We start from the raw sequence: 19742 nt of genomic DNA, 5'->3' as shown, positions 1-19742 counted from the left end.
ACAGGGTCCGAGAAAGTGCCAACCACTTCAAAAACGTTAGCAGTAACGGTCGGCAGGAATGATCCCTGCCCGTGTGGATCTGGGAAAAAATTTAAGAAGTGTTGTTATTGACGGTTGTCTCCATTTCTCAGATTCCCTGGACAACAGTCATACGAGATAAAGCAATCCGAAGGTTAAAAAGATCATTTCCAGATTGGCCATGACAGGGGAAAAATTCCACCCCCCCCCACAATTTGTTTTTGTTGACCAAGACTGTCGTTTAAACTATCTTTGACTTCTTTTGTTATTGGGGGCCTGATATATAAAATCTGGCGATCAGATCGAAGTGCTTGAGGTGATGACTACTTACGTCACAAAATCCATTTTTTAGTTGGATGAAAACCCCAGACTATCCCAGTGAGTCCACGCTTTATCTCAAATTGTTTAAACCAGAATATGGAGGCTTTTTCAAATTTCAAGAGTCAATGATACTTGCAACAATTCATAACTTTTCAAAGATTCAACCATTCAAATAGTATTCTAAAGCGCCTTTTCTTAACCGCACCTGATAGTCGGAAAGATCTCTGTATGAAACCTTTATCATTTTATCATGGACACAAATTAAAAATTAATTTTATCAAGGTGATTTTTTTTAAAAAATGGTTGACAAAAATTCTGTTGCCCTGGCTATTGTCCACGCTTCTCATGGTCAAAAAAAAGACCCCGGACTATAAATACAAGACCCACCGTGTTGATTTTGATTCCAGGCAGTACTGGCAAAAGAAGTCAGCACCTTTTTATTAAAACCTTTCAGCTTTTTACCCTCTTGGATGGTTTCAGATAAGAGCCGCCAAGCCCTTTCTTTCCATGATATCCAACAGGTTTCTTGATGCACCAGCAGGTTTCTTTTTGCCTTGTTTCCCATTTTTGGACTGTTGACGTGCTGATATTAAAAATGCTGGCAAGAGCAGCCGGACGGGCAAACCGTTCGATATAGCCAACACTAAAAATAACCGGGGAAATTCGGTTCATTTTTTTGTTAGAATTAAATATGCTGTTCCGGAATTCGATTGAATTCCGGAACTCGATTCACACGGCATCTGAAGTAAATGCAGCTTTAAAAAATTCACGATTCAGCCGGGCAATATTGACGATGGAAATTTCTTTGGGGCATACATTTTCACATTCCCGCTCATTGGAACAGTTGCCGAACCCACAGGCATCCATAATATGCACCATGTTCATGGCGCGCTGGGCCGCTTCGGGACGTCCCTGGGGCAGCAGGGCCAGCTGGGATATTTTGGCGCTGACAAACAGCATGGCCGATGCATTGGGGCAGGCGGCCACACAGGCACCGCATCCGATACAGGCGGCGGCGTCCATGGCTTTTTCGGCGGTGACCTGAGGAACAGGGAGGCTGTTGGCGTCTGCTGCGCCCCCCGTATTCATACTGACATATCCCCCGGCCTGGATGATTTTGTCCAGGGGGCTTCGATCGACAATCAGGTCCTTGACGACCTTGAATGCTCTGGCTCTGAACGGTTCCACCACGATGGTGTCACCGGTTTTGAATTTGCGCATATGCAGTTGACACAAGGTCATGGCCTTTTCAGGACCATGGGCCGTTCCGTTGACCACACAGCCGCACATGCCGCAGATGCCTTCCCGGCAGTCATTATCGAATTCAATGGGTTCTTTGCCGTCCAGGGCCAGTTGTTCGTTGACCACATCCAGCATTTCCAGAAAAGACATGTGGGTATGAATATCATTGGCCAAAATAGTTTCAAACCGGCCCCTGTCCCTGGGGCCTTTCTGGCGCCAGACTTTCAGCGTTATATTGATGGTATCGGTTGCGTGTGTCACTTGTAACTCCTTTGCGTTAATTCAACATTTTCAAAGGTCAGCGGTTCTTTGTGAAGGGTTGGTTTTTCACCATAACCGGCATATCCCCAGGCAGCGACATGGCGATAATTGTCATCATCCCGAAGGGCTTCATTTTCATCGGTCTGGGATTCTTCCCGCAGATGACAGCCGCAGGATTCTACACGTGCCAGGGCATCCTCGGCCATGAGTTCGGCAAACTCCAACGTGTCGGCCAGTCGGCCGGCTTTTTGCAGACTGAGATTGTAATCCGTGTCGGTTCCGGGGATCAGGAGGTTCTGCCAGAACTCTTCGCGCAGGGATTGAATTTGCCCGACAGCTTTTTTAAGACCGAATTCATTGCGGGCCATACCCACATGATCCACCATGATCTTGCCCAGTTCCCGATGAATGTTATCAGCAGTTCGTTTGCCGTTGATGGCCATGAGTTTTTTGACGGCGGCATCTGCCTGCCGGGCCGCATCGGTAAAGGCTACGTGGTCCGCGGTCACATTGGAAACGCCGGATTCAGCCAGGTAGGGGGCAATGGTGTAGGGAATGACAAAATAGCCGTCGGCCAGTCCCTGCATCAGGGCGCTGGCCCCCAGTCGGTTGGCCCCGTGGTCTGAAAAATTACTTTCACCCAGGACAAACAGTCCCGGTATGTTGCTCTGGAGTTCGTAATCCACCCACAATCCGCCCATGGTATAGTGGGACGCCGGATAGATCATCATAGGGGTCTGGTAGGGGTCTTCGTCGGTGATATTATAATACATATCAAACAAGTTGCCATATTTTTTACGGATCGCCTCTTTGCCGTCGCGGTGGATGGCATCGGCAAAATCCAGGTAAACGGCATAGCCGGTCAACCCCACGCCCCTGCCGGCATCGCATTGTTCCTTGGCATTGCGGGAAGCCACATCCCGGGGTACCAGATTGCCGAAACTGGGGTATTTTTCTTCCAGGTAATAGCTTCGGTCTTCTTCCGGGATCTGGTTGGGCCGCCGTTTATCATTGGGGTCACGCGGCACCCAGACCCTTCCGTCGTTACGCAGGCTTTCACTCATGAGCGTCAGTTTGGACTGATATTCTCCTGTATTGGGAATGCAGGTGGGGTGGATCTGGGTATAACAGGGGTTGGCAAACAGGGCCCCTTTCCGGTAGGCCTTGAAGGCGGCGCCCACATTGCAGGAGGTGGCATTGGTGGACAGATAAAAAGCATTCCCGTAGCCCCCGCTGGCAAGGATCACGGCATCTGCGGCATGGCGTTCCATCTCTCCGGTGATCAGGTTCCTGACGATGATGCCCCGGGCCTTGCCATCCACCAGAACCAGATCCACCATTTCACGGCGGGTGAACATCTGTACCTTACCGGCGGCGATCTGTCGGGACAGTGAACTGTAGGCCCCTAAGAGCAGTTGCTGTCCTGTCTGTCCCCGGGCGTAGAAGGTTCGTGATACCTGGGCACCACCAAAACTGCGGTTTGCCAGGAGCCCGCCATATTCTCTGGCAAAGGGCACGCCCTGGGCAACACACTGATCGATGATGTTGTTACTCACCTGGGCCAGACGGTAGACATTGGCTTCCCGGGACCTGAAGTCACCACCTTTGATGGTATCGTAAAAAAGACGCCAGATACTGTCCCCGTCATTGGGGTAGTTTTTCGCAGCGTTGATGCCGCCCTGGGCCGCAATGCTGTGCGCCCGCCTGGGGCTGTCCTGAATACAGAATGTTTTTATGTTATAGCCGAGTTCGGCCAGGGTTGCCGAAGCACTGCCGCCGGCCAGACCGGTGCCCACCACGATGATATTGAATTTTCTTTTATTGGCCGGATTGACCAGTTTCATTTTGCCGCGGTAGTTGTCCCATTTTTCCGCAAGCGGACCGGCCGGTATTTTTGCATCAAGCTGCATTGAAACCTCCTTATGCAATTAACGTAATATAGATAGGCAGAAAACCGAAACCAATGCCGAAGATCACGCTGACGGCAATTCCGAATCCCATGATAAAGGGTGTGTATTTGGGATGGTTGGCGCCCAGGGTTTGAAAGGCGCTCCAGAATCCATGGCTGATGTGCACGGCGACGATAATCATGGCCGTGATATAGATACCGATATAGACCGGATTCCCAAATGCGTGAGAGACAATTTGAAAGATGGTGGTACCGGTTTTATCCACAAAGTGAAAGTTCATCAGGTGGAAAATAACAAATGCAAGCACAAAAAAGCCGGTATAGGGCATTGTGGCGGATCCGATGGTACGGCCGCCGGCGCGCTTGCTGACTTTGTAGCGAACCGGACGGGCGCTGACATTTTGATAAAAGAGGACCGTGCCGGTAAGCACATGGACCAGTGCCAGGGTCAATAGCCCCCATTCGGCCAGGGTAATCAAGGGGCCTAAAGAATGCAGATGCTCGGAATAAGCGTTAAAGGCCTCCGAGCCCATGTACGCGGTGAGGTTACCAGCCAGGTGGACGGTTAAAAAGCCGACAAAACAAAAGCCGGTAAGTGCCATCAGTAGTTTTTTGCCGATGGACGATCCAAGGGTTTGTGTTAACCAGTTCATATATTCCTCCGGAAATTATTATGAGTAAATCCGTCTAAAAAAATAATATTTATTGCTTAAAGTTAGATCTGTCAATGGAATTATTGAAAAAGCTATACGCAATTTCGATATGCTTATAGCCTTTGAATAAATTGGAGACCTAACTGAGGGAGAAAAGTCAGACCTGATTAAAGATTAAAAAACGGGTGTCGAACCTACGGGGAAAACCGATCCACTCGGTTAGCGCCATTTTATGTCAGTATTGGCTTTACAATTTTATGAAGGTGACTTACATTCCCCATGCTTCCCTTACTTAATTTTCAAACTAATATTATGTGCCTTTATCGTGGCATTAACAGCATCGGAAAGTTTATTCAGCGTCACATTGGATCTGAATTTTTCTCCGTCACTTATTATTTCGATCCCTTGAATATTTTTCTTTGTTAACTTCAACAGAACACCCAGTCCAAATGTTTTTGTGACTTCAAAAGGTTTTTCTTCAATTTTCATGATCAGTCCTTCCTATCCATAAATAGCATAACGTTGCCTGTCATAATCACCTTGTGCTTTGATTTTCCTTGACAGTTATTAATTAAATAATAAGCAATTATTATACCAAATCAATAGAAAAGTTTATCCTTTTAAATTCTTGGGGTATTGCTCCCTATCCCGGTAACAGATCAAGGGGTTCGGAAACACACTGCCTCTAATTAAACGGGATCTTAAAGACCATAAATTAAGCGCCCAGCTGAACAGGTAAAAAAATTTCAAGCGATCCCCATCTGCTGTTCAACCCTGGCAATCTCCCTTAGCAACTCTTTTTTTTCTTCAGGGGTTACATTTGGGGCGGCCAGTCTTTTTTGCAGCCCCAAAAGGATCATTTCTTCCCGGTACTCATTACAGGTATATTTTCCACTTGATTTTGATTTTTCCATAGGTTGCTAAGTCTTCCCGGACTGATGCTAATATAGATCGTATTTTACCAATTTACCGTCAAGGCCGCCGATTTCCAAAGGACGTTTCCAGGCAGGAGAAAGCGGCACTTTTTTAATGTATTTGGGTTCTCCAAAATAGACAAAAGCGGTGGATTGACGGCACCTGCTTTTAAAAAAAAGCCCCAGGTTCTTATAAAACAGATTGAGATTCTGGTCTTTGCCCATGCGGATACCATAGGGCGGGTTGGTGACAATCACACTGTTTTTTATGGCTTCAATCGCCTGAAAATCCTTGAGTTCAATGGTGATTTCACTGCCGAAATGAAGCCCCATGATATTGATTCTTGCCGCATTAACCGAATGTTCGGACACATCACTTCCCGAAATCATGTTTGCTTTCAATTCCCTGAAATTGTCCCGGGACTCTCGTTTGATCTGCTCCCATAACGCAGCATCAAAATCCGGTAGGCGCTCAAACCCGAACTGGGTTCTGAACACCTGGGCCGGTATCCGGCTGTACGCCATAAGGGCCTCACACAAAAGGGTGCCTGATCCGCACATGGGATCGTATAACGGGACTTGTCCATCCCATTCAGACAGCCGGATAATGGCTGCAGCTATGGTTTCCTGCATGGGGGCGGATACGGATTCTTCCCGGTAACCGCGTTTGTGCAATGACCCGCCTGAGGCATCAATGGACAGGGTTGCCATGTTCCTGTGAATATGCAGATTGACAATGAGATAAGGATCTCGTGCATCCACATTCGGTCTCTTATTGGTCCTGTCCCTGAAATAATCGGCTATGGCATCTTTGATCCGCAACCCGGCAAAATTAGAATGGGTAATTTCCGATTCAGACACATTTGCCACAATGGAAAATGTTTTTTTAGGGGTTAAAAACTCTTCCCACCTGATTTTTTTTGCCGCTTTATACAGGTCATCCTTATCATGACATTCAAAAGAAACAAGGGGGGCAAGAATCCTTGAAAGAAGCCTTGAAAAATAAACGATCCGATAAAAATTCTTTTTGGATGCTGAAAACCATATCCCCCGGAAAACCGGCTGTACATGATCGGCCCCCAGTTCTTTGAGTTCTTTTATGGCAATGTCTTTTACTGTTTCAGCAACCTGGGCAAAATAACGGGATTCTTTTTCATATAGATAGTCAAGTTTTGCCTGTTTTCGTGTCTTGCCTTTTCCCTTTTGAAGGATACTTTTTTTCACTGTGTTCACTGTTTAAATCCTTTGATTGTTCTCCACATAACAGGGCTCATCATAACAGGATTTCATCCGTTTGAAAATGTCCTGAAAAAGATAACCTTTCCATGTATTTTAGCTGCAGTCTTAACGGTCCAGTTTTAATAAAAACGGAATCGCAGTGAACCCGATCAAAGCACTCACGATAAACATATTCTCAAGCCCTGCCACATCACCGATAATACCGGTCAAAAAAACGGCTATAGATCTGACGGCAAAGGAGATCATCATGAACAGGCCATTGGCTACCGAGGGATTTTCCCTGGCATTTTCCTGGATGATGGCCAACATGACAGGGGTGGTTGACAAAACCGTAAACCCGGCGATCACCAGCATGACAATCTGTATAATGCCCGTTGTAAAAACAAAGCTCAGAATGGCAACCGGTGCCACCATCAATACCCAGAACAGGACCCGTTGCCTTCCCAGCCGGTCACTGAGCGTTCCCGCACTGAAAACCCCGGCCACACCAAAGGCCTCATACAAAGCAAGGGCAGCCCCGCCATACCAGAGGCTTCCGGTCTCCCGTTCCACAAAAACGGCGAGAAAAACCCCCATGGATGCCATCATAAAGGATCGGGCCGATAAAATACCGGACAAGGGGATCAGCACATGCTTGATTTCATGATAGGACGATTTTAAAGAACCGCTCCGTTTAATACTGGTTTTTTCTGGTTCTTTTTCAAGGGTGAAATACAACACCACCGAAGTTAACATGGCAACTCCCATCACCCCATAAAAATGATCCGCTCCCAGAAAGGATAGTGCCAGCAGTGCCAATATGGGACCCAGGGTCCGGGAGAGTTCCCCTCCTGTCATAAAGATACTCATGCCCAGGCCCTTCTTCTTCCCGGAATATTTTGCCACCAGAACAGGTGAGGGGACATGATAGAGCGCCACACTGATCCCGGCAAAAAAGACAAGAACCAGCAGATAATAGTATGAAGAGGCGCTTAAAATAAGGCTCATGGGTATGGCTGTGAACGTCGGTGCAAGGACAACCAGCCATCGTGCCAGTCCCTTGTTATCGGCAAACAGTCCGATAAAAGGATTGAGTATGGCTGGAATCTGCATCACCGTTGTCAGCAAACCGGCCTGGCTTAAGGTCAGCGACAGCTTCTCTATAATGATGGGCAGCAGCGGCGCAAGAAAACTGGTATAGGCATCATGAATAAAATGGGAGAATGCGACAAGGGTTACCCGGCCTGTTTGGAATTTTTGATTTTTCATCCCGACATGATTAGCAAATTTAGGTACGAAAGTAAAAATATATATGCCGGGTCAATATCATTTTTTTCAACCAAATTTTAAAAACAATTGGATATCCCATGGAATTCTGATAGAGAAATACTGAGCAGATAAAAGTTAAAGCCTTCCCATCATTAACCGTATAAGGATGACAGATATGGATAATTTATCATATAACGCATTCATTGTTGAGGAAACCGGAAAAAATAACTTTACAGGACAGGTAAAAGAAGCCTTGATCGATACCCTTCCGGACAATGACGTATTGGTTCGGGTTCTTTATTCTTCCCTGAATTATAAAGATGCTTTATCCGCCAGTGGAAATCGCGGCGTGACAAAACAATACCCCCATACACCCGGAATTGATGCCGCCGGCATTGTTGAAGAAAGCCGTGTTGACACCATAAAAAAAGGAGAAAAGGTCATTGTTACCAGTTACGATCTTGGCATGAACACGGCAGGGGGATTCGGGCAGTATATCCGTGTGCCCGGGGACTGGGTCGTCAAACTGCCGGATGGTCTGGACCTGAAGCAGAGCATGATATTCGGGACCGCCGGATTGACGGCCGGCATGTCTGTTTTCAAACTGACCCAAACCCTTGGGCCCGACCATGGCGATATCCTTGTCACCGGTGCTACGGGCGGCGTCGGAAGCCTTGCCGCAGGTATTTTATCCCACCTTGGGTATACTGTCGTTGCAGTGTCCGGAAAAACAGACACCACTTTGCTGAACAACCTGGGCGTTAAAACCATCATTGCCCGGAATGATTTTCTGAAAAATACGACATCGCCCCTTTTAAAGCCACAATGGGCCGGCGCTATTGACACAGTAGGCGGCGAAATCCTGGCGACCGCTATCAAATCGACAAAACCGGAAGGGATTGTCACTTGCTGCGGAAATGTGGCCTCTGCAGATCTGCCCATGACGGTTTTCCCCTTTATTTTAAGGGGGGTCTCCCTTCTGGGAATCGGTTCCCAGGACTGCCCCATGGCATTTAGATCCACTGTCTGGAACAAGCTTGCTTCAGACTGGAAATTTGACTATTTTGAAAAACTGGTTGATGAAATATCTTTGGACCAGTTAAATGATAAAATCGAACGGATGTTAAAAGGAGAATTGAACGGCCGAACCCTTGTCAATTTGAACTAAATTAAATCTTTGTTTTCGCTTGACAAGGATGACAAATTGACATTTAATTTTCACCGAGTTTCCCATTTAACCAAAGCAATAAAAAAGGAGAATATGATGACAACCCCACAACACTGCCCCGGTTTTGAACAATTTAAAGAGTTGAAATCTTTCACCTGCAATTGCCCAAAATGCAATGCAAAAAAAGAAATCTTCTCAGACGAATTTGACAAAACCCATAAATGCGACAAATGCGGCGAAGAAATAGATTTCACTTCATGTACCTATGAAGCCGGCTAAATTCAAACCGATTAAAGATTAAAAAACATCCTGGTTTTAACCCTTGATCCTTTCCGGTTCAAATGCGTAAAAATCGGGATGTTTACAGACGACCGGATTCAGACAGGTCCAGCAGCCCCTGGAGGTCTTTAATCAAAATAATTTTGGTCTGCACATCAATAAAAGAAGACGTCATCATTTTTTTTAATATCCTGGAAACAGTCTCAGGCGTTGTGCCGATCAAGTTGGCCAATTGTGCTTTGGATATGGGAAGGGTCACCTGCCGTTCATTTTTCTGTTCTTTTGAAAGGGTGAGAATATAGGCAGCAAGGCGCGCAGGCACTTCTTTTAAACTTAAATTTTCAATCTGCACAGTGAATTCCCGGAGCCGCCTGGAAAGGTCCGCCAGCATGTTCATGCTAAGCCCGGGTGTGCTGGTAATTAAACGGACGAATTTATCTCTGGGAAGAAAAAGAATAGTGGCTTTTTCCAGGGCCATGGAAGAAGCGGGAAAGTTTTTGCCTTCAAACGCGGGAACTTCTCCAAAAATATGGCCCGGCCCATAAATATGAAGGATCTGTTCTTTGCCGTCAAAAGAAAGTTTGAACACTTTAATCTTTCCCTTGTCAACCATATAGAACCCGTCTCCCTTATCCCCTTCATGGAAAATCATTTCTCCTTTATCAAATTTGAGCGTTGAGGCAATGGCGGCTATTTTTTCCAGGTGTTCATCGGAGAGACCCGAAAAAAGAGAGATTGTTTTTAGATTTTTAATATCGTATACTTCTCCTCTGGTGACGTTCTAAAACAATTAAAACCAAAAAAAGTAACAAAAACCAACCTTGCTTGATCTATGTCAAGGACTTATCTTCTGTTGTATAATAAGTTCATGCCAGGATGTAAAGATCAATTGTTCATCAACCCTAATACAAGGAGACGACAACATGTTTTGTTTTCAATGCCAGGAAACTGCAAAAAATCAAGGATGCACCATCAAAGGTGTTTGTGGAAAAGAAAATGATACAGCCAATCTTCAGGATCTATTAATTTATGATCTCAAAGGCATCAGTGTGATTGCCACTGCGGCCAAGGCCCAGGGTGCTGAAACGCCAAAAGAGGTGGGTCTGTTTGTGGCTAAAGCGCTTTTCACCACCATAACCAATACAAATTTTAATGACGAAAACCTGGTGAAGTGGATTCAACAGTCCCAGAAAGTCAAAAAAGAGCTGTTTGAAAGCGTCAAGGATAACGTGGGAACCGACCTTCATGCGAGTGCGACCTGGTATTCCGATGATGTGTCGTCCTATAAAGCCAAAGCAGAAACCGTGGGCATCCTGGCGACTGAAAATGAGGACGTCAGATCCCTTCGCGAACTGTTGGTCATCGGGTTAAAAGGAATTGCGGCATATGCAGATCATGCTGCCATCCTGGGCGTAGAAAAAAATGAAATCTATGATTTCTTTTTTGAAGCCCTGGCCTCCACCACCCAGGATCTGTCTGTGGATGAAATGGTCGGCCTGGTGCTCAAGGCCGGTGAGATGGCAGTGACCACCATGGCAGCCCTGGACGAAGCCAACACAACCGCCTATGGACACCCGGAACTGACGGAAGTCAACATTGGCGTGGGATCAAATCCTGGAATATTGATCTCCGGGCATGATCTTAAAGACATGGAAGAATTGTTAAAACAGACAGACGGCACCGGCGTGGATGTTTACACCCATGGGGAGATGCTCCCGGCCAATTATTATCCTGCCTTTAAAAAATTTGCCCACCTGAAAGGCAATTACGGCGGCTCCTGGTGGCACCAGAATGAGGATTTTGAAACCTTTAACGGTCCTGTTCTCATGACCACCAACTGCATTATTCCCATGAAAAAGAAAACCACTTACAAGGAACGGGTCTTTACCACGGGTGTGGTATCTTATCCCGGCATAAAACATGTTGCGGACCGGGTGAACGGTGGTGCAAAAGATTTTTCCGAAGTGGTGGCCCTGGCCAAAACCTGCAACGCACCGGAAGAAATCGAAACCGGTAAAATTGTCGGTGGATTTGCCCATAATCAGGTACTGGCCCTGGCAGACAAAGTGGTTGATGCCGTAAAATCCGGTGCGATCAAACGATTTGTTGTCATGGCAGGCTGTGACGGTCGTCAAAAAGACAGAAATTATTTTACCGAAGTGGCCGAGAAACTACCAAAAGATGCTGTCATCCTGACGGCCGGATGTGCAAAATACCGGTACAACAAACTTGACCTGGGGGATATCGGTGGGATTCCAAGGGTGCTTGATGCCGGACAGTGCAACGATTGTTACTCTCTGGCCGTGATTGCCCTTAAACTCAAGGAAGTGTTTGGCCTGGAAGACATCAATGACCTGCCCATTTCCTTTGATATTGGCTGGTATGAGCAAAAAGCGTGTGCCGTGCTTCTGGCACTGCTCCACCTGGGAATTAAAGGCATCCGACTCGGGCCCACACTGCCGGCATTTATTTCCCCGGCTGTACTGGATGTGCTGGTAAAAAACTTTGATATTAAACCCATTACAGCGCCTGATGCTGACGTAGAAGCCATGATGCAGGGTAAGTAATCAAATATGCTGAAGATCGACAGTTGAGTCAAATGGTTGTGAGTAGTGAGATATGAGGAGAACAGACAATATCATTGTCTCACTACTCTCCTCTCATAAAAGGAGGCTGAATATGAAATGCCCTGGACAAGATACCCAATACTGGAACGGAGACGCCATCTTTGAAACCCAATGCCCGGAATGCGGTCATCCCATGGAATTTTTTAAAGACGATGCCACGAGAAGATGCGCCCATTGCAAGAAAAAAATCGTCAATCCCAGAATGGATTTCGGCTGTGCCGCCTATTGCAAGTTTGCCGAGCAATGCCTGGGAACACTGCCGGAAGAGTTTGTTGCCAAAAGAGATGATCTATTGAAAGACCGGGTGGCAGTAGAAATGAAGCGACATTTTGGAACGGATTTTAAACGGATTGGGCATGCAGCAAAGGTGGCAAATTTTGCAGAAAAAATCGGAAAAAAAGAACGGGCAAACCTGGCCGTGGTGCTTTGTGCGGCATATTTATATGATATTGGTATAAAAAATGCCCAGGAAAAATACAATTCTGTTGCACCGGAATTCATGGAAAAAGAAAGTGTGACTGTGGCCAGAGAGCTCATGGTAAAATTAGGGGCCAAAGACGCGTTGATCAATGACGTCATTGAATTGGTCGGACACCGCAGCCAAGTGACAAAAGCGGACAGCGTGAACCGGAAAATCCTGCATGATGCCGACATGCTCACCCATATGGCCGCCTGCGAAAAGAAAACCAGTGTTAATGATCGCGACTTTATTGCCAAGCTTGACCGGCTGTTTTTAACCGAAGCGGGAAATGAGCTTGCCAAACAGGTTTTAATAGAAATGAATTAAGACATTCCGTTGAAGAATAGGCTGCATCAACGCTAGTATTCAACTTGATATAAAATGAGAGGGCTTTATGAAAATAATGAGAAAAATAATAGAAATAGATGACGAGCGATGTAACGGATGCGGTAATTGTGTGATTGCCTGTGCAGAAGGTGCCATTGTGATTATTGATGGTAAAGCCAAAGTGATCGCGGACAAGTATTGTGATGGGCTTGGGGCCTGTATTGGTGATTGCCCGGAAGATGCGCTGAAAATCATAGAAAGAGAGGCGGACGATTTTGATGAAGCAGCCGTTGAAGTGCTGTTGAAAACCCAGGGAAAAAAAGAGACCGGGCCTGCAGCCTGCGGCTGTCCTTCCACAACCCTGCAAACCTTTCCAACGGCGGATAAAGAATCTTCTTGTGCCTGTGCCAACACCCCCACACGTCATGTGTCCGGCGGCAAATCCAGCTTGGGCCACTGGCCGGTTCAGATCAAACTGATTCCGGCGGGGGCACCATTTCTCAAAAACGCAGACCTGGTGATTGCAGCCGATTGTGTTCCTGTGGCATATCCAACGTTTCATGCAGATTTTCTGGAAGGAAACGCCGTGATGATCGGCTGCCCCAAGTTTGATAATGCGGAAGAGTATGTTGAAAAGCTCGCCCAGGTATTCAAGACGTCCGGCATCCACACCATCACCTGTGTCGTCATGGAAGTGCCCTGCTGTTCAGCCATGCCCGTGATCGTTAAAAAAGCCCTGGCAAAGTCCGGGGTGGATATCCCGTTTAAAGAAGTGGTGGTCAGTTCCCGGGGGGAAATCCTTCGATGAAATGGTCTGAACCAGCAGACCAGGCCATACATAAGATCCCTTTTTTTATACGGAAAAAAGTAAAAAAAAAAGTGGAGGCCTATGTTGCGCAAAAGGGAAAATCCCGCGTTGACCTGTCAGACGTGACGGAATTAAAGAAAAAATTTCTATCCAAAGGCGGCATGGAAAAAGCGATCAAAGGATATGAAGTCATGACCTGCTTCGGGGGTGCAGGATGCCCGAACACGGCAAATGCCTGCGCCCGGCTGGCAGCGGATATTGAAAATATTTTTGAACAGGCCAATATCCTGGCTTTTTTAAAAGCACATGTAAAACAAGACGTAAAATTTCATCATGAATTTCGGGTGGCTTTGGCGGATTGCCCCAATGCCTGCTCACGACCCCAGATTGTGGATATCGGGATCATTGGATCGGTTCTTCCGGGGATTTCCCATGAACCCTGTTCCCATTGCAATGCCTGTGTGGACGTTTGCGGCGAAGCCGCCATTCGCCTGGATGACAAAAAGGACAGCGTGTTGATTGATGATGATCTTTGTCTGATGTGTGCCAGGTGCATCAGCGTCTGTCCCACCGGAACCCTCCGGGAAAAACAGAAAAACTTCCGGGTGATGCTGGGGGGAAGACTGGGGCGCCATCCCAGGCTTGCCATGGAAGTTGCGGGGCTCCATACCCATGACCAGGTGTTACAGATGGTAAAAAACTGCCTGGAATTTTATAAAAAAACGTCTAAAAACGGCCAAAGATTCGCCCATCTCCTCTCTTCTCCGGATCAGGTGATAAATACGGGTCAACCCAGGGGATGAAGGAAAGGGATTTGACTTGGCGCAATTCCATTACCATCTTAAGGGATACCGCGATGGGTCAAGATCAATGATATACTTCGTTAAAAAAAGGAGACAACATGAGCTTTCAGGTAAAAAATAATATTTACTGGGTGGGAAAAATCGACTGGGAACTGCGTAACTTCCATGGTGATGAGTACTCCACCCATAGAGGGTCTTCGTACAACTCCTACTTGATAAAAGAAGAAAAAACAGCTTTGATTGATACGGTCTGGAAGCCATTTGCCAAAGAATATGTCGAAAATCTCCAGCAGACGATTGACCTGGAAAAAATCGATTATGTCATTGCCTGCCATGCTGAAAACGATCACAGCGGGGCCCTGCCCGAGTTGATGCGCCATATCCCTGATGTACCGGTCTACTGCACAAAGAACGGTGCAAAAATCCTCAAGGGATTGTACCATCAGGATTGGAATTTCAAAGTTGTCAAAACCGGTGACAAACTCAGCCTCGGGTCCAAGGATCTCATTTTTGTGGAAGCCCCCATGCTGCATTGGCCGGACACGATGTTCACCTACCTGAGCGGAGACGAAGTCCTGTTCAGCAACGATGCCTTTGGCCAGCATTACGCGTCGGAATTCATGTTTAACGATCTTGTCGATCAGGCCGAACTTTTCCAGGAATGTATTAAATACTATGCCAACATCCTGACCCCGTTCAGCCCCATGGTCATCCGGAAAATCAAAGAAGTCCTGGGATTCAATCTGCCGCTGGATATGATCTGCACCAGTCACGGCATTATCTGGCGTGACAATCCAGCCCAGATTGTTGAAAAATATCTTGAATGGGCGGATAATTACCAGGAAAATCAGATCACCATCCTATACGACACCATGTGGGACAGCACACGGGTCATGGCGGAACAGATAGCCGCTGGGATCAGGGAAGCAGACCATGAGGTGACGGTAAAACTCTATAGCCTGGCAAAGACAGATAAAAATGACGTCATCACGGAAATTTTCAAGTCAAAGGCCATCCTGATGGGATCATCCACCATCAATAATGGCATCCTGGTGCATGTGGCCGCACTTCTCGAAGAGATACAGGGACTGAAATTCAAAAATAAAAAAGCCGGCGCCTTTGGCAGTTATGGCTGGAGCGGGGAGGCCGTCCGAATAATGTCGGAACGACTGACCGCATCCGGCCTGGAAGTGATGGATGAAGGTCTGCGCATCACCTGGGCGCCGGATGAAGAGAGCCGGCAGACCTGCAGGGAATATGGGAAAGTCTTTGCCGGCCGCCTGGAGTGATGAACAACAACGGGGTGCTGCACACACATCCTCAAAATAGAAAACGGAGACAGGATATGAAAATTAAAAAGCTGAGTGAAACAAATGAATATACACCCGGTGCAATGAAGCGGTTCTTCCTGGTGGAAGATTCAGAATTTTTTAAAATCATTAATTTCAATCTCGATGCCGGCGTTACGTTTCCGGTCCATTCTCATGACCTTGACGGGGAACTGTCCATTCAAGTGATTGAGGGGAAAGGGTACTTTCTGGGTGAGGGGGATACGGCTATTCCCGCCGGGGTGGGAGACCTCCTGATATCAGAGATCAGGGAACCCCATGGCGTGAGGGCGGAGACGAATATGCGGATAGTGGTCACTATTGCGCCACCGATTTGATATGACGTTCCGCAGTGAAAGGCCCTGAACATATCTTTGGATGAGATTTGTAAGAAATTTACCTACACCATAATCAGAAATCCTCGGATTGATTCTTTGACACTATCTTTGTTAATCTTTTACTCGGTAAAAAAAAGAGATTTTATGTTTTAACATCAAAAAACAGGAGAATCGTATGAAAAAAAGACATTTATTCATCATGGGGTTTATTGCAGTGGTCTCTATGTCGTTTTGCCAGTCCGCATTTGCAAAGGACAGAGTTGTCTTTGGCGGTGGACCTGCCGGCGGGACATTCCAGGTGGTTGCAAATGCCATTCAGGTGTATAAACCCATAAAAGCGGCGGCAGAATTTAAAGTACAGGCACAGTCTTCTGCAGGGTCAGTGGAAAACTTGAGAAAAACTAATGACGGCAAGCAGCAGATGAGCGTTGTATACTCGGGTCATGTGTATCTGGGTCGAAACGGGTTGATGAAAAATGATACTAAAAAATATGAAGATGTCCTGGCCGTTGCATGGCTCTACGGTGCACCGGCTCAGCTGATTATCCGATCAGGTTCCGGTATTAAAAGCACAAAAGACCTGGTGGGGAAAAAAGTAGGCGTTGGAAATGCCGGTTCCGGTGCATTTGCAAACTGTGAACTCTTTTTCAACCACATGGGTGTGTGGGATAAAATTGAAAGAAATGCAATGGGGTACAATGATGCAGCCCAGGCCTTCGGCAACAACCAACTGGATGCTTTCTGGCTGTTCACGGCCTTCCCCAGCGGTGCGGTCATCATGGCAGCACAGACCAATGATATTGAACTGGTCAACCTTGATGCAGATGCCACAGCCAGTGGATTTTACAAAAAATATCCATACTTTTCAAAGCTGACCATTCCTGCCAATACCTATAAGGGTGCAGATTACGATTCTCCTTCTTTCCAGGATTCCGCCCTCTGGGTCGCCCATTCAGACGTGTCTGCCGATGTTGTGTATCAAATGCTTTCCCTGATCTATACAGATGAGGGACTGGCCCATATGAAAGCACAGAAAAAGACGTTTAAAGACATGGCCATTGCAACGGGTGCTGATGGTATTGTAACGCCTTTCCATCCAGGTGCTGAAAAATTCTGGAAAGAAAAAGGATCCTTAAAATAGACACACGTCACGGTTAACAGGTGTACAAATAAAGACACGGTTTCTTTTAAACATACAGAAACCGTGTCTTACCACCAAGGACCGGCAACACGTTAAAATTATTTACTCGAAACAATAGGACGGCAACCCGTGTATGAAAAGCTAAATAAATTTGAAAAACTCGTGTTTGATGCTTGCTCCGTTACCCTGGTCCTTTTTTACGCCTATGCTGCCGTGATTCAGCCCATGGCAACCCAGTATCACCGGGGAATTTATGTCATTATCACCTATATCCTTGCCTTCCTGCTGTACAAAAGCAAATCCAAAATTATGAGAGTGGTGGATTATCTGCTCATTGTCCTTTCCATTGCCTCCATCGGGTACTGGATTTTCATGTTTGAGGTCATCAATTACCGGACAGGTGCTGAAACGACAACGGATATGGTGTTTGCCATTATCGGTGTTTTAATCGGTATTGAACTGGCCCGCCGGGTGGTGGGCGGTGTGTTTGTCATTTTAGGCGTCGTCATGCTGACCTATGGTGTTTACGGATATCTGGCACCGGATCTGGTGTCCCATGCCGGGGCCCCGTTTACGGAGTTATGTGTCAGCATATTTTACAAGAGTGATGGGGTGTTCGGCATTATGGCCAATGTTCTGGCCACCTATGTCATTTTGTTTGTGCTTTTTGGCGCATTCCTGGAAAAATGCGGGGCCCAAAAATTTTTTATTGACTGGCCCCTGGCTGCCGTGGGTCACAAAATCGGCGGGCCGGGCAAGGTTTCGGTAATTGCATCGGGGCTTTTTGGCTCCATATCAGGGTCTGCCATTGCCAACACGGTTTCCACCGGCATGTTCACCATTCCCATGATGAAAAAAGCAGGCTTTAAACCCCATGTGGCCGGGGGAATAGAACCGGCCGCTTCCATCGGCGGCATGTTCATGCCCCCGATTATGGGGGCCGGCGGATTCATCATGGCCGAGCTGACCGGTGTGCCCTATTCCACCATCATGCTGGTGGCCATTTTCCCGGCGTTAATGTATTTCTTTTCAGTTTTCTGTATGGTCCATTATGAAGCCAAAAAATATAATATTGTGGGCGAAAAATCAAAATTTTCAGCCATGGAAATTTTTAAGAAAGAATGGTTTTATATCATTCCATTGGTCGTCATCACCATTTTTATGCTCTATGGATTTTCGCCCGGATACTCGGCCATTTTAGGCCTCGTGTCCTGTATTATTATCAGCTGGGTCAGAAAAGATACCCGGATCGGTCCCAAAAGATTTATTGAAGCGGCAAGGGATGGGACTGAAAACAGTCTCAAAATTGGTGCCACCGTGGGCGTTATCGGTATCATCATCGGTGTTCTAACGTTTTCCGGCCTGGTGCTGACCTTTGCCGATATCATGATCGAGTTGGCCGGCGGTTCATTGTTGATGACCATTTTCCTGATAGCCCTTGCCTCCCTTGTGCTGGGCATGGGCGTACCCGTGACAGCCGCTTATCTGATTACGGCAGTCGTGGCGGTTCCCGCTCTCACCCATCTGGGGGTCAATGAAATTGCCGCGCACATGATTGTTTACTGGCTGTCCCAGGATTCCAATATCACGCCTCCGGTGTGCATTGCCGCCTTTGCCGGTGCAACCATTGCAAAGGCCAACATGTGGAAAACCGCCTTTACCTCCTTTAAGTTTGCAAAATTCCTATACCTGGGCCCCATCCTGTTCGGGTATGTACCCGGATTTTCCCTTAACGGCGGGCCAAGTGATATTATTAAAGCGTTTGTCTTGATCTTCTTTGGTACCTGGCTCTATTCATATGTCCTCAGCGGTATCTGGATCAGCACCATCAAGGGCGTTTTTAAAAAAACATCCGCATAAAAACCGTTATATTCATTTAGACCCGTTTACCTGTAAAAACGCAACATCCCCTCTGACACTGATTCTTGTCAGGGGGGATGTTTTTATTTTGCACGAATATGAAAAAAATAGTTGCAACATCAACGATTTTATATAATATTATCTAAACAGGATAACGATTCCCCATTGATTTGGTAATACTTTTAACTTAAAGATAAAATATATTTATATGGACACATTTGATACGGTTATTGATTCATCTATTGCATATTTAGTGGGGCGCACTTCAAGATCGATTATTAAGCGGCTGACTAAAAAAATTTCAGATGCCGGGTTTGACGTGAGCTATGAACAATGGAGCATCCTTGTCCACCTGTATCGAAAGGATGGTCAGACCCAGCAGGAGCTTTCCAATATATCGGTAAAAGATAAGGCTGCCATTACGCGGTTGTTAAATGTCCTGGAAAAAAAGAATATGGTCTTAAGAATTCCAGACAGAAATGATAAGCGAAGCAAATTGGTTTATCTGACCCATAAAGCCAAAGATTTCAAAGACGAGTTGATTGCTGTTGTGATTGATCTGTTGGGGGAAGCAGAACAGGGCATCTCTTCAGAAGAAATGAACCAGTGCAAAACCATTTTAAATAAAATATTTTCAAATTTCGAACAATTGAATCGTTAATCAGCAATTCTCATTATAAAACGCAATAGTCGTCGGACAATGGGTCAGGCTTGCGTTATTGACACTTTTGTCAGCTTATACCCTTAATAGTTCAGGTTTTGGTCAAAAGCACAATAACACAAGCCTGACCCGATTTA

General features: G+C 46.4%; 20 protein-coding genes. 12 read left to right on the top strand and 8 right to left on the bottom strand.

The window, feature by feature from the left end:
• Positions 1-15 precede the first annotated feature (15 nt).
• A complete protein-coding gene (locus Q1Q15_RS07140; protein WP_300458011.1) occupies positions 16-111 on the top strand; it encodes an SEC-C metal-binding domain-containing protein in 96 nt (31 codons plus the stop codon).
• A gap of 957 nt (positions 112-1068) precedes the next feature.
• On the opposite strand, the gene Q1Q15_RS07135 is transcribed toward Q1Q15_RS07140, so the two are convergent.
• The 7 genes from Q1Q15_RS07135 to Q1Q15_RS07105 all read right to left on the bottom strand — a co-directional run bounded on the left by Q1Q15_RS07135 (position 1069) and on the right by Q1Q15_RS07105 (position 7805).
• Positions 1069-1821, bottom strand: coding sequence for a succinate dehydrogenase/fumarate reductase iron-sulfur subunit (locus Q1Q15_RS07135; protein ID WP_363320891.1), 753 nt, complete (start codon positions 1819-1821; stop codon positions 1069-1071).
• A 17-nt stretch (positions 1822-1838) separates the two neighbouring features.
• Positions 1839-3752, bottom strand: coding sequence for a fumarate reductase/succinate dehydrogenase flavoprotein subunit (locus Q1Q15_RS07130; RefSeq protein ID WP_300458003.1), 1914 nt, complete (start codon positions 3750-3752; stop codon positions 1839-1841).
• A gap of 10 nt (positions 3753-3762) precedes the next feature.
• On the bottom strand, positions 3763-4404 hold the full coding sequence (locus Q1Q15_RS07125) for a succinate dehydrogenase cytochrome b subunit (protein ID WP_300458001.1): 642 nt from the start codon (positions 4402-4404) through the stop codon (positions 3763-3765).
• 288 nt (positions 4405-4692) lie between these two features.
• Positions 4693-4893 carry a hypothetical protein gene (locus Q1Q15_RS07120; RefSeq protein ID WP_300458000.1) on the bottom strand — a complete coding sequence of 67 codons (201 nt, stop codon included), beginning with the start codon at positions 4891-4893 and terminating at the stop codon, positions 4693-4695.
• Positions 4894-5150: 257 nt separating this feature from the next.
• A complete protein-coding gene (locus tag Q1Q15_RS07115; protein ID WP_300457998.1) occupies positions 5151-5318 on the bottom strand; it encodes a hypothetical protein in 168 nt (55 codons plus the stop codon).
• Between the two features lie 27 nt (positions 5319-5345).
• Positions 5346-6551 carry a THUMP domain-containing protein gene (locus tag Q1Q15_RS07110; protein ID WP_300457997.1) on the bottom strand — a complete coding sequence of 402 codons (1206 nt, stop codon included), beginning with the start codon at positions 6549-6551 and terminating at the stop codon, positions 5346-5348.
• A 111-nt stretch (positions 6552-6662) separates the two neighbouring features.
• The gene (locus Q1Q15_RS07105; protein WP_300457995.1) at positions 6663-7805 is read right to left on the bottom strand and encodes an MFS transporter; all 1143 of its coding nucleotides are present in this window, start codon (positions 7803-7805) and stop codon (positions 6663-6665) included.
• Between the two features lie 175 nt (positions 7806-7980).
• On the opposite strand from Q1Q15_RS07105, the gene Q1Q15_RS07100 reads away from it, so the two are divergent.
• Positions 7981-8973 carry a YhdH/YhfP family quinone oxidoreductase gene (locus tag Q1Q15_RS07100; RefSeq protein WP_300457993.1) on the top strand — a complete coding sequence of 331 codons (993 nt, stop codon included), beginning with the start codon at positions 7981-7983 and terminating at the stop codon, positions 8971-8973.
• Between the two features lie 96 nt (positions 8974-9069).
• Positions 9070-9252 carry a hypothetical protein gene (locus tag Q1Q15_RS07095; protein ID WP_300457992.1) on the top strand — a complete coding sequence of 61 codons (183 nt, stop codon included), beginning with the start codon at positions 9070-9072 and terminating at the stop codon, positions 9250-9252.
• An 82-nt stretch (positions 9253-9334) separates the two neighbouring features.
• Here the strand turns inward: Q1Q15_RS07095 and Q1Q15_RS07090 are convergent, their stop codons facing one another.
• Complete coding sequence (locus Q1Q15_RS07090) at positions 9335-9955, bottom strand: Crp/Fnr family transcriptional regulator (RefSeq protein ID WP_363320890.1); 621 nt, start codon at positions 9953-9955, stop codon at positions 9335-9337.
• Positions 9956-10175: 220 nt separating this feature from the next.
• Here Q1Q15_RS07090 and hcp point away from each other — a divergent pair, with 220 nt between their 5' ends.
• The 9 genes from hcp (at position 10176) to Q1Q15_RS07045 (ending at position 19605) form a co-directional block, all read left to right on the top strand.
• Complete coding sequence (gene hcp, locus Q1Q15_RS07085) at positions 10176-11819, top strand: hydroxylamine reductase (protein ID WP_300457990.1); 1644 nt, start codon at positions 10176-10178, stop codon at positions 11817-11819.
• 112 nt (positions 11820-11931) lie between these two features.
• Positions 11932-12666, top strand: a complete 735-nt coding sequence (locus tag Q1Q15_RS07080) for an HD domain-containing protein (protein WP_300457988.1) — start codon at positions 11932-11934, stop codon at positions 12664-12666.
• 67 nt (positions 12667-12733) lie between these two features.
• Complete coding sequence (locus tag Q1Q15_RS07075) at positions 12734-13474, top strand: 4Fe-4S binding protein (protein ID WP_300457987.1); 741 nt, start codon at positions 12734-12736, stop codon at positions 13472-13474.
• Positions 13471-14277, top strand: coding sequence for a 4Fe-4S dicluster domain-containing protein (locus Q1Q15_RS07070; protein WP_300457985.1), 807 nt, complete (start codon positions 13471-13473; stop codon positions 14275-14277). Before Q1Q15_RS07075 ends, Q1Q15_RS07070 begins: the two co-directional genes overlap by 4 nt.
• A gap of 98 nt (positions 14278-14375) precedes the next feature.
• The gene (locus Q1Q15_RS07065; protein WP_300457983.1) at positions 14376-15566 is read left to right on the top strand and encodes an anaerobic nitric oxide reductase flavorubredoxin; all 1191 of its coding nucleotides are present in this window, start codon (positions 14376-14378) and stop codon (positions 15564-15566) included.
• A 56-nt stretch (positions 15567-15622) separates the two neighbouring features.
• Positions 15623-15943, top strand: a complete 321-nt coding sequence (locus Q1Q15_RS07060; RefSeq protein ID WP_300457982.1) for a cupin — start codon at positions 15623-15625, stop codon at positions 15941-15943.
• Positions 15944-16118: 175 nt separating this feature from the next.
• Positions 16119-17084 carry a TAXI family TRAP transporter solute-binding subunit gene (locus tag Q1Q15_RS07055; protein WP_300457980.1) on the top strand — a complete coding sequence of 322 codons (966 nt, stop codon included), beginning with the start codon at positions 16119-16121 and terminating at the stop codon, positions 17082-17084.
• A gap of 129 nt (positions 17085-17213) precedes the next feature.
• A complete protein-coding gene (locus Q1Q15_RS07050; RefSeq protein WP_300457979.1) occupies positions 17214-18944 on the top strand; it encodes a TRAP transporter fused permease subunit in 1731 nt (576 codons plus the stop codon).
• A 208-nt stretch (positions 18945-19152) separates the two neighbouring features.
• Positions 19153-19605: a MarR family transcriptional regulator gene (locus Q1Q15_RS07045; protein ID WP_300457977.1), complete on the top strand. Its 453-nt coding sequence runs from the start codon at positions 19153-19155 to the stop codon at positions 19603-19605.
• Positions 19606-19742 lie beyond the last annotated feature (137 nt).

Origin of the sequence: Desulfobacula sp., assembly GCF_030145145.1 — a bacterium.
Classification (GTDB): Bacteria; Desulfobacterota; Desulfobacteria; order Desulfobacterales; family Desulfobacteraceae; genus Desulfobacula.
This window is presented reverse-complemented; position numbering and strand designations above follow the sequence as displayed.

Excerpts from the sequence above, each read along its gene's own strand:
- Q1Q15_RS07115 (WP_300457998.1), bottom strand. The coding sequence starts at position 5,318 with ATGGAAAAATCAAAATCAAGTGGAAAATATACCTGTAATGAGTACCGG.
- Q1Q15_RS07060 (WP_300457982.1), top strand. The coding sequence starts at position 15,623 with ATGAAAATTAAAAAGCTGAGTGAAACAAATGAATATACACCCGGTGCA.
- hcp (WP_300457990.1), top strand. The coding sequence starts at position 10,176 with ATGTTTTGTTTTCAATGCCAGGAAACTGCAAAAAATCAAGGATGCACC.
- Q1Q15_RS07130 (WP_300458003.1), bottom strand. The coding sequence starts at position 3,752 with ATGCAGCTTGATGCAAAAATACCGGCCGGTCCGCTTGCGGAAAAATGG.
- Q1Q15_RS07075 (WP_300457987.1), top strand. The coding sequence starts at position 12,734 with ATGAAAATAATGAGAAAAATAATAGAAATAGATGACGAGCGATGTAAC.
- Q1Q15_RS07105 (WP_300457995.1), bottom strand. The coding sequence starts at position 7,805 with ATGAAAAATCAAAAATTCCAAACAGGCCGGGTAACCCTTGTCGCATTC.
- Q1Q15_RS07065 (WP_300457983.1), top strand. The coding sequence starts at position 14,376 with ATGAGCTTTCAGGTAAAAAATAATATTTACTGGGTGGGAAAAATCGAC.
- Q1Q15_RS07055 (WP_300457980.1), top strand. The coding sequence starts at position 16,119 with ATGAAAAAAAGACATTTATTCATCATGGGGTTTATTGCAGTGGTCTCT.
- Q1Q15_RS07070 (WP_300457985.1), top strand. The coding sequence starts at position 13,471 with ATGAAATGGTCTGAACCAGCAGACCAGGCCATACATAAGATCCCTTTT.
- Q1Q15_RS07125 (WP_300458001.1), bottom strand. The coding sequence starts at position 4,404 with ATGAACTGGTTAACACAAACCCTTGGATCGTCCATCGGCAAAAAACTA.
- Q1Q15_RS07095 (WP_300457992.1), top strand. The coding sequence starts at position 9,070 with ATGACAACCCCACAACACTGCCCCGGTTTTGAACAATTTAAAGAGTTG.
- Q1Q15_RS07100 (WP_300457993.1), top strand. The coding sequence starts at position 7,981 with ATGGATAATTTATCATATAACGCATTCATTGTTGAGGAAACCGGAAAA.
- Q1Q15_RS07120 (WP_300458000.1), bottom strand. The coding sequence starts at position 4,893 with ATGAAAATTGAAGAAAAACCTTTTGAAGTCACAAAAACATTTGGACTG.
- Q1Q15_RS07080 (WP_300457988.1), top strand. The coding sequence starts at position 11,932 with ATGAAATGCCCTGGACAAGATACCCAATACTGGAACGGAGACGCCATC.
- Q1Q15_RS07045 (WP_300457977.1), top strand. The coding sequence starts at position 19,153 with ATGGACACATTTGATACGGTTATTGATTCATCTATTGCATATTTAGTG.